This window comes from Bradyrhizobium sp. KB893862 SZCCT0404 (assembly GCF_018130885.1).
Lineage (GTDB): Bacteria > Pseudomonadota > Alphaproteobacteria > Rhizobiales > Xanthobacteraceae > Bradyrhizobium > Bradyrhizobium stylosanthis.
Window position 1 is genome coordinate 482,963 of sequence record NZ_JAFCLT010000005.1, and the last position, 12,256, is coordinate 495,218.

Annotated in this window: 11 protein-coding genes; 3 read left to right on the top strand and 8 right to left on the bottom strand. The window is 65.8% G+C overall.

The genetic code is table 11. The features are described from left to right. Positions 1–134: 134 nt before the first annotated feature. The 7 genes from JQ617_RS22895 to rpsT form a co-directional block, all read right to left on the bottom strand. Positions 135–2,294, bottom strand: a complete 2,160-nt coding sequence (locus tag JQ617_RS22895) for a hypothetical protein (RefSeq protein WP_212028236.1) — start codon at positions 2,292–2,294, stop codon at positions 135–137. Between the two features lie 136 nt (positions 2,295–2,430). Next, positions 2,431–3,174 carry a hypothetical protein gene (locus JQ617_RS22900; protein ID WP_212028237.1) on the bottom strand — a complete coding sequence of 248 codons (744 nt, stop codon included), beginning with the start codon at positions 3,172–3,174 and terminating at the stop codon, positions 2,431–2,433. A gap of 119 nt (positions 3,175–3,293) precedes the next feature. Beyond that, complete coding sequence (gene recF / locus JQ617_RS22905) at positions 3,294–4,430, bottom strand: DNA replication/repair protein RecF (RefSeq protein ID WP_212028238.1); 1,137 nt, start codon at positions 4,428–4,430, stop codon at positions 3,294–3,296. Between the two features lie 46 nt (positions 4,431–4,476). Then, the gene (locus JQ617_RS22910) at positions 4,477–4,764 is read right to left on the bottom strand and encodes a GIY-YIG nuclease family protein (protein WP_212028239.1); all 288 of its coding nucleotides are present in this window, start codon (positions 4,762–4,764) and stop codon (positions 4,477–4,479) included. A 54-nt stretch (positions 4,765–4,818) separates the two neighbouring features. Then, a complete protein-coding gene (gene dnaN / locus JQ617_RS22915; RefSeq protein WP_063685904.1) occupies positions 4,819–5,937 on the bottom strand; it encodes a DNA polymerase III subunit beta in 1,119 nt (372 codons plus the stop codon). 268 nt (positions 5,938–6,205) lie between these two features. After that, positions 6,206–7,618: a chromosomal replication initiator protein DnaA gene (dnaA, locus tag JQ617_RS22920; protein ID WP_063685906.1), complete on the bottom strand. Its 1,413-nt coding sequence runs from the start codon at positions 7,616–7,618 to the stop codon at positions 6,206–6,208. Positions 7,619–8,863: 1,245 nt separating this feature from the next. Continuing rightward, entirely contained in the window at positions 8,864–9,130 is a 267-nt protein-coding gene (gene rpsT, locus JQ617_RS22925) for a 30S ribosomal protein S20 (protein WP_027563963.1), read from the bottom strand. A 361-nt stretch (positions 9,131–9,491) separates the two neighbouring features. Here rpsT and JQ617_RS22930 point away from each other — a divergent pair, with 361 nt between their 5' ends. The 3 genes from JQ617_RS22930 (at position 9,492) to JQ617_RS22940 (ending at position 11,610) form a co-directional block, all read left to right on the top strand. Further along, the gene (locus JQ617_RS22930; protein WP_063685908.1) at positions 9,492–9,809 is read left to right on the top strand and encodes a hypothetical protein; all 318 of its coding nucleotides are present in this window, start codon (positions 9,492–9,494) and stop codon (positions 9,807–9,809) included. A gap of 175 nt (positions 9,810–9,984) precedes the next feature. Continuing rightward, a complete protein-coding gene (msrA, locus tag JQ617_RS22935; RefSeq protein WP_212028240.1) occupies positions 9,985–10,641 on the top strand; it encodes a peptide-methionine (S)-S-oxide reductase MsrA in 657 nt (218 codons plus the stop codon). A gap of 234 nt (positions 10,642–10,875) precedes the next feature. Further along, positions 10,876–11,610 carry a polysaccharide biosynthesis/export family protein gene (locus JQ617_RS22940; RefSeq protein ID WP_212028241.1) on the top strand — a complete coding sequence of 245 codons (735 nt, stop codon included), beginning with the start codon at positions 10,876–10,878 and terminating at the stop codon, positions 11,608–11,610. Between the two features lies 1 nt (position 11,611). On the opposite strand, the gene JQ617_RS22945 is transcribed toward JQ617_RS22940, so the two are convergent. Next, positions 11,612–12,091, bottom strand: a complete 480-nt coding sequence (locus JQ617_RS22945; protein ID WP_212028242.1) for a hypothetical protein — start codon at positions 12,089–12,091, stop codon at positions 11,612–11,614. Positions 12,092–12,256: the final 165 nt, after the last annotated feature.

Genomic DNA, 12,256 nt, shown 5'->3' on the forward strand with positions numbered 1-12,256 from the left:
TCCACTCTCCAGGGATGTCGCGCCTCGCGCTCCTCGCGCAAGGCAGTGGCTGCGACACGGTCGCCGCCGCCATCACTAGTCGCCCCGCGAACCGGACAGGTTCAACCTGGCCGGTACAGGCACAGTCGGCGGGTTCAGTACATCTGCAACGGCAGCACGTCGCCGCTCGGGCCCACCATCAGGCCCCAGGCATCGCCGGCGGCGACCGTGAGGGTCTCGCTGCGGGCCGGACGTCCGGGCGTGCGCAGCGCGTACTGGTAGGTGCCGGGCGCGAGGTCGAGCATCGGGCCTTTCGGCGATTGCGGCCCGCCGGCGCCGGCCGCGATCTTGATGGTCTGCTTGTTGATCGTGAGCGAGGCTTCCTTCGGCCCGATATTGCCGAACATCACCCGGGCCTGGCCGGGCTTCGGCATGATGTCGGCCTTGGTCGCGGCCTCCGGATTCTTCTGTGCGAGGTTGACCGTGGTCTCGCCCTTCGCGCGGCCGAGCTTGAGCACGGCCGGGCCTTGCGGCGAAGTGAAGTCGATCTGCGCGCGCTCCGCGGACACGGCCGCGCCGTCGGTCTTTTCCTGCCAGCCGAGCTTTCCGAGCTCGGTGCGGTAGAACGCCAGCACATCGCCGAGCGGTGCCGGGACGCTCGCTTCCAGCTCGCGGCGGAACGGCATCTCCGTGCCCGGCAGCTTGGTGGTGGCGAGCGAGGTGGACGAGCGCTGCGTCGGCACGGGCAATTGGGACTCTGTGTCGGGCTTGAGCGGTTCGGACGATTTGGCCTGCACCTCCGCAGGCTTGTCGACCGCAGGCTTGGCGACGGCCATTTTGAGGCCCGATCCCTCGGCGCTGACCCGCACCTTGGGGCCCATCTGCATCACCGTGAAGGAGATCGATTTGCCGCTCTTGGCAAACTCCAGCATCGCCATGTTGGGCTGGTTGATGACCGAGGGCCGCTCGTTCCAGCCCATCGGCTTCAGCGAGGCCCGGTAGAACGCGGTCAGCGCCTTCACGCTCGAGGCGGACGAGAATTCGAGGCTGCCGTCGCCGCCTTCGAACTTCACGCCTTCGGCGTTCTCCGGCAGCGGCACCGGGGTCTTGCTGTCGGCGAGCGCATTGAGCGGCGCATCGGACAGCGCGGCTGCCTGCACCTTGCGGCGTGCCTCGTCGGCAGCGATGACCTGCTTGGCCGCGATCTCGGCGTCCTTGAAGAAACGCTCGTCGGCTTCCTTCTTGGCCTTGAGCCGGGCCGCAAGCGCGGCTTCCGTCAGCTGGGTCGCCATGCTGACCATGGTGAAATCATATTTGCGGCCGATCCGCAGCACGCCGGTTTCCTCGGCGTTGGAGACCTTGATGGCGACCTCGTCGCCGGCGGCGAGCGGTACGCTGCCGTTCTCCTGCCAGCCGCGCGCAGCGAGCTCACGATGGTAGAAGGCGAGCACGGCGGGCAGATCGGCCATCACCGCGGCCGACATTTCGCGCTTGGCGGACGACGCGCCGCCGAGGCTTTTGGCCGACTTGGTCGGATTCGGCCGCGGCAGGCCGGCCAGATCGCTGTCGGCCTTGAGGTCGGCGGGCAACGCGAAGGGCGCGACGCGGATGTCGACATTGGTGCGGCCGTCGTCTCGGCGCGTCAGCGTCAGCATGACGGGCTTCTGCCTGTAGAAGCCGGTGACCTCGCTGTCGGGATGGGCGTAGAACGCGCGCACGCCGTTCGGGACGGTCTCGTCCAGGCTCGTGGTCCAGCGCGCCGCCGTGTCCGGCGTGAGCTTCTGCCAGCCGATCGCATCCATCTGGCTCTTGTAGAAGTCCGCCGTCGCATCGAGCGCGGTCGCGGCGATGCAGCCGAGATAGGGCCGCGTGCCGTCGAACATGATCTCGCTCGCGCCGTCGGGGAACGGCACGTTGCCGTAGATCCGGTCGGTCGAGTAATAGACCACGGACTGGTCGGGCCGGCCGAGCGCTTGCGTGAAATGCACGGACAGGCCCTGTCGTCCCTTCTTGAAATTCAGCGTGGTGCTCTTCTCCTCCAGCGGGCGCAGATAGGGCACCCAGCCGGCCGCGCTGAGCATCTTCTTCACCGCGGGCGACGTCACCGATTCCGGCGTCGGCATGCGATATTCGACGCGATAGGGATCGGGGCGCGAGGTGTCCTCCACGGCGCCCTCGAGCTGCGGCAGCGCATGGACGTCGACGATGCCCTCGTCCGCGGCGGCCGCAATCGAGCAGCTCGCCATCAGGAAAAGCCCGCAGGCAAGCAGCCGCCAGCGAGCCGGGACCTGCGTCCCGCGCTTGATCATCGCCATCGCAAAACTCCTGGATTTCGCGCGGGGTCGATCCCTCGCGCATTCGCAGGCAGCGACACCGTCGGCGCGGCCTCAGATCAGAAGTCGCGGCAGGAACCGGGCAGGTTCAACCGGGTAGGGGGCGGTCGCGGGAGGCTCAATACAGGTGAAGCGGTGACCACGCGTCGCCGTCGCGTCCCACCGTGAGCTCCCAGGTATCGCCGGCGGCAATGACGAGGGTGTTGGCCTGGGCCGGATGGCCCGGCACGGTCACCTCGTAAGGATATTTGCCGGGCGGCAGATCCAGCGCGACGGCATTGGTGCCGCGGGCCCGCGTGACGGTCCGCGCATCGATCGTGAGCACGGCGTCCGTCTCGGCGATATTGCTGAACACCACCTTGGCCTGGCCGGGTTCGGGCATGACGTTCGCCTTCGTCGCCGTGTCCGCATTCTTCTGCACGAGCTCGACCGCGGTGCTGCCGTCCTTGCGCTGGAGCTCCAGCAGCGCCGGTCCCAGCGGCGAGGCGAACGCGAGCTGCACGCGGTCGGCGGCGATCACCGCGCCGTCATGCGTCTCCTGCCAGCCGAGCTTGCCGAGTTGGGTGCGGTAGAAGGCGAGCACGTCGCCGAGCTCGGCCGGCACGGTGGCCTCGAGCCTCGTGCGGAGCGGAGCCTCGATGCCGCTCACCACGGTGGTGTGGGTGCCCCTGTAGCTGAAACGGGTCGGCGCGGGCAGCTTGGCCTCGGGATCCGGCGTGAGCTCGCCCGAGAATAGCGCCGACAGATGCGGCGCCAGGGCGCTGCTGCTTGCCGCGAACATGCAGATGCCGAGGAAAGCGAGGCCGCACGCAAACGCCCGCCATCGTGCCGGGGCGTGCGCCCCGGTCCTTACCGTTCGCATTGTCACTCTCCAAGGGAATCGCGCGCTTCAAGGACGTCGCGATAGCAACGGCTGCGACACCGTCGGCGCGGCCTCTGGCAGCTAGTCGCGACGGAAAACGCTCGGGTTCAATGCGAAGTCTAGCGCCGCGCCGAAACCCGTCCGCTCTCGACGTCAAAGACTTCGCCGCCCGCGCCGATCTCGGCAAACGCAGCCGGGTCCGCGCCGGTCAGCCACACCTGCGCGCCGAGCTTGCGCAGCTCGTCGAACAGCGCAGCGCGCCTGTTGGGATCGAGATGGGCGACGACCTCGTCGAGCAGCAGCAGCGGCACGATGCCGGTCATCTCCGCGACCAGCGTGGCGTGCGCCAGCACGAGGCCGATCAGCAGCGCCTTCTGCTCGCCGGTGGACGCGTCGCGCGCGGGCATGCTCTTCGGCGCATAGACGACCTGGAGATCGGTGAGATGCGGGCCGTCGGTGGTGCGGCCGGCGATCGCATCGCGCGCGCGGTTGTCGCGCAGGATCTGGCGGTAGCGGTCCTCGACCGACGTCGCGGTCTCGCTCAGCAGCGCGTTCTCCATCCAGCCGTCGAGCGCGATGTGCGCGGACGGAAACGCGGAGGCTTGCGCGCGCGCGTTGAGCATGCCGGTCAGGCGCGCGGCGGTCTGGCCGCGTGTGGCGGCGACCGCGACGGCAAGCTCGGCGGTCTCGCGCTCGATCGCGTCGCACCAATGGTCGTCGTAATTGCGGGTCTCAAGCAGGCGGTTGCGCGAGCGCAGGGAGCGTTCGAGCGCGTTGATGCGGCTGGAATGATCGCTGTCGATGGCAAGCACCAGGCGGTCGAAGAAGCGCCGCCGCTCGGAGGCCGTGCCCATGAACAGCCCGTCCATCGCCGGCGTCAGCCACACCATGCGGATGTGGTCGCCGAAGCTGGCCGCGGAATTCACGGGCTCGCGGTCGATGCGGACGCGCCGGCTCACCGGGCTGTCCGCGCGCGGCGGCTCGATGCCGGTGCCGAGCGTCGCCAGCCCCAGCGCGCCCTCGACCTGCGCCGACACCGCCCAGGAGCCGTCGCCCTGGTTGTCCGCGACGTCCTCCAGCGTGGCGCGCCGCAGGCCCCGGCCCGGCGACAGGAACGAGATCGCCTCGATGCAATTGGTCTTGCCCGCCCCGTTCGGCCCGACCAGTGCCACCATGTCAGCCGCCGTCTCGAGCCCCGCCGCCCGATAATTGCGAAAATGCGTCAGCGTCAGGCGATGAATGCGGGAGGGGGTCATGTTGCCTTGTCATTGCCGGGCTTGACCCGGCAATCCATCGCCCGCGTCAGCGGGCAATTTCATCATATAAGTCTTGCCACGCGGGATTGCTCTTCACGATCAGATCGATCTTCCACTCGCGCGACCAGTGCTTCATGTTCTTTTCGCGCTGGATGGCAGCGGCGATCGTGTCGTGTGCCTCGAAATAAACCAGGGTCTTCACCCCGTAGCGTTTGGTGAAGCCGTCCGCCAGGCCTTCACGGTGCTCGTAGACGCGTCTGATCAGATTATTGGTGACGCCAATGTAGAGTGTTCCACCGGGCTTGCTGGCTAGGATGTACACCCAATAGGTCATCTGGTTCGATGGATGGCCGGGTCAAGCCCGGCCATGACGAGAGGAGAAATATCGTCACACCCGCATCGGCATCAGCACGTACAGTGCGCTCTTGTCGTCCTTGTCCTGCACCAGGGTCGGCGAGCCGGGATCGGCGAGCCTGAGCGTTGCGACGTCGCCTTCGATCTGGGCGGCGATGTCGAGCAGATAGCGGGAGTTGAAGCCGATATCGAGGGCGTCGGAGGCGTATTCGACCTCGAGCTCTTCGGTCGCGCTGCCGGAATCCGGGTTAGTCACCGACAGCACCAGCTTGCCCGCCGACAGCGACAGTTTTACCGCACGGCCGCGCTCGCTGGAGATGGTGGAGACGCGATCGACCGCGTTCTCGAAATCCTTCTTGTCGACGACGAGCTCCTTGTCGTTGCCCTGCGGAATGACGCGGCCGTAGTCCGGGAAGGTGCCGTCGATCAGCTTCGAGGTCAGCACGACGTTGCCGATGGTGAAGCGGATCTTGGCCTGCGACAGCTCGATCGTCATCTCGGCGTCGGTGTCCTCGATCAGGCGCTGCACCTCGCCGACCGTCTTGCGCGGCACGATCACGCCGGGCATGCCCTCGGCGCCCTTGGGCTGCACGAGGTCGAGCTGGGCGAGGCGATGGCCGTCGGTGGCAACGCCGCGCAGGGTCGCGGCCTTCGCGGTGCCGGCGGCGTGCAGATAGATGCCGTTGAGATAGTAGCGCGTCTCTTCCGTCGAGATCGCGAACTGGGTGCGGTCGATCAGCCGCTTGATGTCCTTGGCGGCGAGCGAGAACGAATGCGACATGTCGCCGGCGGCCAGGTCCGGGAAATCGTTCTCCGGCAGCGTCTGCAGCGTGAAGCGCGAGCGGCCGGCGCGGATCGCCAGCACGGCGCGGTCGCCGTCGGCTTCCAGCACGATCTGCGAGCCGTCGGGCAGCTTGCGCACGATGTCGTAGAACATGTGCGCCGGCACGGTGGTGGACCCGGCGGTCGCGGTTTCCGCCGCCAGCGTTTCGGTCACCTCGAGGTCGAGGTCGGTCGCCTTCAGCGACAATTTGGCATTCTCGGCCCGCACCAGCACGTTGCCGAGGATCGGGATCGTGTTGCGGCGCTCGACCACGCGGTGGACATGGCCCAATGACTTCAGGAGTTGCGCGCGTTCGACCGTAACCTTCATTGCACTACTCGCCCGATCCCCAAGGAAACCTAACGTTGGAAAAGCCGGGCGCCCCAAAAAGCCCGCCGCGGCACCGATGACCCCGACAGGCCGGATCATCCAGCCGATATGACCAAAGCCGTCAGGGTCGCGCAAGGTGGCTCGGATGGCCCCCGGATTCAAGGGATCGGGGGGCAGTTCCGCACGATTCCCACGATTTACCGCCCGAACGAAAACCGCCGCCCAGGCGTGGCCGGGGCGGCGGGAGAATGGCAGGAGGCCTAGGCCTTTATTCCTGAAGCTGGCGCTTCAGCGATTCCACTTCCTCCGACAGCGCGGTGTCCTTGGAGACCAGCGCTTCGATCTTGCGGACCGCGTGCAGCACCGTGGTGTGGTCGCGTCCGCCGAAGCGGCGGCCGATCTCCGGCAGCGAGCGCAGGGTCAGCGTCTTGGCGAGGTACATCGCCACCTGGCGCGGGCGGACCACGTTGGCGGTGCGGCGCGAGGAGAGCAGGTCGGAGCGGCTGACATTGTACTGCCGTGCCACGACGCGCTGGATGTCCTCGATCTTGATCCGCTTCGGCTCCTGCGGCCGGACCAGGTCGCGCACCTCGCGCTCGGCCATCTCCAGCGTCACCGGCTGGTTGTTGAGCTTGGAATGCGCCAGCAGGCGGTTGATGGCGCCTTCGAGATCGCGGCCGTTATGGGTGATGGTGCGGGCGAGATAATGCAGCACCTCCTCCGGCACGTCGAAGGTTGCATGGTGGGCGCGGGCGGCTGCGACGCGCGACTTGAGAATGCCGTGGCGCAGCTCCTCGCCGAGCGAGCCCATCTCGACCACGAGGCCGCCGGCAAGCCGCGAGCGGACGCGATCGTCCAGGCTCTCGAGATCGGACGGCGGGCGATCGGCCGCGATCACGACCTGGCGGCCGGCGTCGATCAGCGCGTTCAGCGTGTGACAGAACTCGGCCTGCGTCGACTTGCCCTGCAGGAACTGCAGGTCGTCGATGACGAGCACGTCGATGCCGCGCAGCGCTTCCTTGAAGGCGAGCGCCGTCTGCGTCTTCAGCGCGGCGACGAAGCCGTACATGAACTTCTCGGCGGTGAGATACAGCACCTTGCGTTCGTTGCCGGAATTGCCGGCCCAGGTCACGGCCTGGAGCAGATGCGTCTTGCCGAGGCCGACGCCGGCATGGATGTAGAGCGGGTTGAACATGACGGGATCGCCGCGGCGACCCTCGGCGACCTGACGCGCGGCCGCATGGGCCAGCGTGTTGGAGCGGCCGACGACGAAGCTCGCAAAGGTCAGGCGCGGATCGAGCGGCGAGCCGCCGAGCGCATCATGATTGGCCGAGACCGGCGCGGTCGCGGTGGAGCGCAGCTCGGGGGCCGGCACGCGGCGTGCCTCGACCGGCGCGGGCGCTTCCTTCGGCTGCACCACCGGGCGCACCGCGGAGCGAACGGTGAGGTCGATGCGGTGCACTTCGGGCATCTCGGCCTGCCAGCACGACAGCACGCGCTCGGCATAATGAGCCTGGATCCAGCTCTTCAGGAAGCGCGTGGGAACCGAGAGCCGCACGCTCTCGTCCTGCACGCCTTCCAGATCCATGCGGGCAAACCAGCTCGTATAGACGTCTTCGCCAACGTTCGAGCGCAGCCGGTTCTTCACGCGCGACCAGCGATCCTGTTCCGATGTATTCATCGTCAAAAAACTTCTCTTGAGAGATTTAGTTGCGTGGTGAGCGCCATGCAGAGTTCCTGCCATCAGGGTTTCTGGCATGGTGCGACCTCAGAGCGAGCCCCATCGTCAGGCATGGCTCGACCGTTCGGCGAGAACGCCGCGTCCGGTCAGCGATGTCAGAGATGGAGGGTTCGCGAGGTCAGCGCGTACTCTGCGCTCCGTCACACGCGGGAGGCTGGAGGTCGGACTGATCTAAACCGGCATCGTTCGAGTAGGAGACGTGTTTCAATACCGCGTTGAGTCCGTAAGACATGATACCTCCCCGTCCTGCCGTGATTGCTCACGACAAGGTCCTGCGTGTCCATAAGTCACCCGCGGCGTATTGATCTCGCGGATGCCTGCCCGTGTACGTGTCGTCCGCTCGACTTCGCCCTCATGCGTGCCGGGGTAGCTTCGCGACGTCTCTCGTTTGCGCCTGGCGCGAGCAGGATGCGAAACATCCTGCTTGGAGACATTCAGACAAAGATCTACCGTTCCCACGTGATGTGGGTTGTGAACCGACTATCGCTTGTTGATGCGTCGCCAACGTGCACACCGCCGCCGATTTGCACGCTCGCCCCGTTTCCGATACCGCGCTGGTCTCAAGATCGTGGGCGCCGCTGACGACTTAAGGAATACACTATGCGGAAAGACTCGCAACGAAATTGATTCACACTTGAGGCATCTAAAAACTTGACCAGCGTTAACGCCGCGCGGGACTTGTTCACAGGTTACGAAGCAAGTTTTTGGATTCGTGCACAGATTCGAAAACGGCGCGTCTCATGTGACAATTCTCGCTCGCCGCCAAAAATTTTTTACAAAAGCGTCACGCGCGCGACGCGCCGGGGAATTTTCCAAATGCTTGTGATCGCTATGTCGATAAGTGATTAGCGAGACATCGCTTTTTGAGTCTCGTTTCGGAGGGTAACTCCACCGGCAGTAGTGTTCCGGTGAATCTACGGTGTGCAGAACTTCTGCCCGCCAGGATTCATCTTAGCCCCGCGCCGCAGGGGTTTTTCGCAACGCAGTGTGAGGGTTTCCGCTGTTGCAAAAACTCCCGCAGTAAAACTACGGAGCGCATCATAATGCGGACGAGGCAATTCTTCCACGTGGAGATTGCGACGCGGATGGATGGTTGCGTGAATATGACGGGCAACAAAAAAGCCCGGCGCGATGCCGGGCTCTTTGTCGTGCTGACCGGATCAACCGATCAGATGATGTCGCAACTTACTTGGCGAGCTTGGCGATCTGCGCGGTGAGGCGCGAGACTTTGCGGCTGGCGTTGTTCTTGTGAATGATGTTGCGCTGCGCGGCACGCATCAGCGCGGGCTCGGCATTCGCCAGCGCCTTGACGGCGGCAGCGCGGTCGCCGGTCGCGATGGCTTCCTCGACAGTGCGCACGGCGCCGCGCATCTGGGTGCGGCGCGACTTGTTGACGGCGGTGCGGCGGGCGATCTTGCGCGTCGCTTTCTTGGCGGAAGTGGTATTGGCCATGGTCTCAATATCCTTTGCGGGTACCGGTCGCGTCTTGGTCGGGTAGCGCCGGCTTGCTTGACCGCGGAATCGACGCTCGGATTTAGGGTGTTCGGTTGCTGGGCCGTCCCCGGAACATGAGGCCTAAACAGCCTGCAACTGCTCAAAGAACAGCGGCGGCAGGATTGCGCCCGCCGCCAGTTGGCGCCCTTATAGAGAGGGTCTGTGGCACCGTCAACGCTTTCCGGGCTGGAAAACCGCCCTTTAGCGGGCTGGACGGGCGCCGTAACGTCCTGAAGAGGTTGAATTTCTGCCGCCTTGCGGCTATTGGCTGACGGCATTTCCAGGGCGCGTCCGATCGGACGGCCGTATAGGGTGGGGCATGATCCGCGGCTTTTTTCGACTGATCGGGCTGTTGCTGCTGGCCGGCGGGTTCATCTTCATGGTCTATGACGGCGCCCGCTGGGTTGCCGACCAGACCCTCAAATTCACCCGGTTCGGCCAATTCTGGAACGACATCAACCAGGCCAGCCAGACCGCGTTCCGGACCTGGGTCGAGGCCAAGGCGCCCTGGCTCTGGACCTCGGTGATCCGCCTCGTGCTGGACCAGCCGGTGTTCGCCGTCCTCGGCATTCTCGGCATTCTGCTGATGCTGCTGTTCCGGCCGCGCAAGCCGCTGATCGGCTATTCCCGGGATTGACCTTCAATTCCCGCCGGGATTGACCATTCAATTCCCGCCGGGATTGAGCATCGCGCCGAGCGCGGCGTAACAACGCTGCCGGTTCCTGCGTAGACACCTATATTCCCACCTGATCGCGAGCGCGCCGCCTGAGCAACTGGCTCACGCGACGAACCGCTCGTTGCGGAGACCCATCATGCTGTTCATGCGCAAGACCACCGCATTGCCGAGCGCAGCGGAAGCGCTGCCGGGCCGTGCGCAAGCCATTCCGACCGCGACCTTCCATTTCGTCAACGGCAACACGTTGAAGCCGCCTTATCCTGCCGGCCTCGAGCAGGCGGTGTTCGGCCTCGGCTGCTTCTGGGGCGCCGAGCGCAAGTTCTGGGAGCTCGGCGACGGCATCTATACGACCGCCGTCGGCTATGCCGGCGGTCACACGCCGAACCCGACCTATGAAGAGACTTGTTCGGGCCGCACCGGCCACACCGAAGTGGTGCTGGTCGTGTTCGATCCGAAGAAGATCTCCTATGAGCGCCTGTTGAAGACGTTCTGGGAGAGCCACAATCCGACGCAGGGCATGCGCCAGGGCAACGACGTCGGCACGCAGTATCGAAGCGCGATCTACACTTATGGCGATGCGCAGAAGAAGGCTGCCGAGGAGTCGAAGGCGCTCTATCAGAAGGCGCTTGCAGCGAAACGTCTCGGCGCCATCACCACCGAGGTCGCGCCGGCCGGCGAGTTCTATTTCGCCGAGGATTACCATCAGCAATATCTGGCGAAGAATCCCGCCGGCTATTGCGGCCTCGGCGGCACCGGCGTGTCCTGTCCCATCGGCGTCGGCGTGAGCGCGTAAACTCGCCACGAACTCGGTGCACCTCTCCCGCTTGCGGGAGAGGTCGCATTGCATCGGAGATGCAATGCGGGTGAGGGTTCTATCCTCTGGGCGAGTATCCCATCGCGGAAATACCCTCTCCCCAGCCCTCTCCCGCAAGCGGGAGAGGGGCGCACCGCGCCTTATCGCCCCTCAACCCTTTATTAACCATAACCGGTGCATCACTGGGGCATCTCGTTTCGAGGGATGGGTCCTGTGCCGGTTGCACGCGCGTTTCGATGGTCGATCTTGGCAGCGTCCGCCGCGCTGGCCCTGGGCGGCTGCATGCAGACCGCCGGCCCTGTCGCGATGGTCCAGCCCCGCCCCGATCTCGACTCCATGGCCTATGGCCAGCCCTACGGAGCGCCGCCCGTCGTCGTTGCCAACAGCGGCGGCGGTGCCATCGCCGCGCTCAGCAACTCCTTCGCCTCTGCGCCCGCGCCGATGCCGGTCGGCTACGCCGGGCCGATGGCGGGGCCGGTGCGCTACGACGCGTCCTACCACCTCGATGCCGGCGACAAGCTCCGCGTCGTGGTCTACGGCCAGGAAGGTCTCACCAACAGCTACGCCATCGATGCCGGCGGCTCCATCACCATGCCGCTGATCGGCGCGGTGCCTGCGCGCGGCCGCACCACCGCAGGGCTCGCCGGCGAGATCGCCGCGCGCCTGCGCAACGGCTACATCCGCGAACCCTCGGTCGCCGTCGAGATCGACACCTACCGTCCGTTCTTCATCCTCGGCGAAGTCTCCGCGCCCGGCCAATATCCCTACGTGCCGAACATGACGGTCGAAAGCGCCGTCGCCATCGCCGGCGGCTTCTCGCCGCGCGCCAAGCGCGATGTGGTCACCGTCACGCACACCGAGAACGGCGGCTCCATGCGCGCCGTCGTGCCGCTCGGCACTCCCCTGGCGCCGGGCGACACCGTGTTCGTCGGCGAGCGCTGGTTCTAGCTCACCGCCTGAAATCCAGCCGCCCGTTCGGAAAACATCCGTCGATCCTGTCGGCATCGACCACGCGCCCGACCCACGGCCGCATGATCGCGGGATTGGTCAGGTTGATGTATTTGCCGACCAGCCGCGAGCCCTCGCGCGCAGCGTCGATCAGCCCGTGCCGGCGGCCATGGTCCCAGTCAAAGCGCAGATAGATTCGCTCGCCGGCAACCCGCACGTCCGCGCGTCCGTCCTTCCAGGCTTCCGGCGTATCGCCGGCGATCGTCGGATCCGCACCGCCATTCCAGCGGCTGGCCCAGACGCCTTCGAGCCGATCGGACGGCGTCGCGATGGAAGCCCACGCCGCCGCGTTGAGATCGGCCGCATCGCCGGCAAGCGTTGCCGTTGCGGCATAGTCCATGACGTCTCGATCGTTCGGCGCCGGAACGTCCATGGTTCCGAACGGATTGCGGATGACGATGTTCGTATTGGCCTGCTGCATGACAATCTCCCGGCGTGAGTTGGCGTGTTCGGCCAGCTCTATCGCCGGGTGTCAGGCTGCAGCCACCCGATTTCCGAGGTGTCATTGCCGGGCTTGACCCGGCAATCCATCGACATGGGCAAAGCTTCGCTTGATGGATGCGCGGGTCAAGCCCGCGCATGACGT

Excerpts from the sequence above, each read along its gene's own strand:
- JQ617_RS22895 (WP_212028236.1), bottom strand. The coding sequence starts at position 2,294 with ATGGCGATGATCAAGCGCGGGACGCAGGTCCCGGCTCGCTGGCGGCTG.
- JQ617_RS22900 (WP_212028237.1), bottom strand. The coding sequence starts at position 3,174 with ATGCGAACGGTAAGGACCGGGGCGCACGCCCCGGCACGATGGCGGGCG.
- recF (WP_212028238.1), bottom strand. The coding sequence starts at position 4,430 with ATGACCCCCTCCCGCATTCATCGCCTGACGCTGACGCATTTTCGCAAT.
- JQ617_RS22910 (WP_212028239.1), bottom strand. The coding sequence starts at position 4,764 with ATGACCTATTGGGTGTACATCCTAGCCAGCAAGCCCGGTGGAACACTC.
- dnaN (WP_063685904.1), bottom strand. The coding sequence starts at position 5,937 with ATGAAGGTTACGGTCGAACGCGCGCAACTCCTGAAGTCATTGGGCCAT.
- dnaA (WP_063685906.1), bottom strand. The coding sequence starts at position 7,618 with ATGAATACATCGGAACAGGATCGCTGGTCGCGCGTGAAGAACCGGCTG.
- rpsT (WP_027563963.1), bottom strand. The coding sequence starts at position 9,130 with ATGGCCAATACCACTTCCGCCAAGAAAGCGACGCGCAAGATCGCCCGC.
- JQ617_RS22930 (WP_063685908.1), top strand. The coding sequence starts at position 9,492 with ATGATCCGCGGCTTTTTTCGACTGATCGGGCTGTTGCTGCTGGCCGGC.
- msrA (WP_212028240.1), top strand. The coding sequence starts at position 9,985 with ATGCTGTTCATGCGCAAGACCACCGCATTGCCGAGCGCAGCGGAAGCG.
- JQ617_RS22945 (WP_212028242.1), bottom strand. The coding sequence starts at position 12,091 with ATGCAGCAGGCCAATACGAACATCGTCATCCGCAATCCGTTCGGAACC.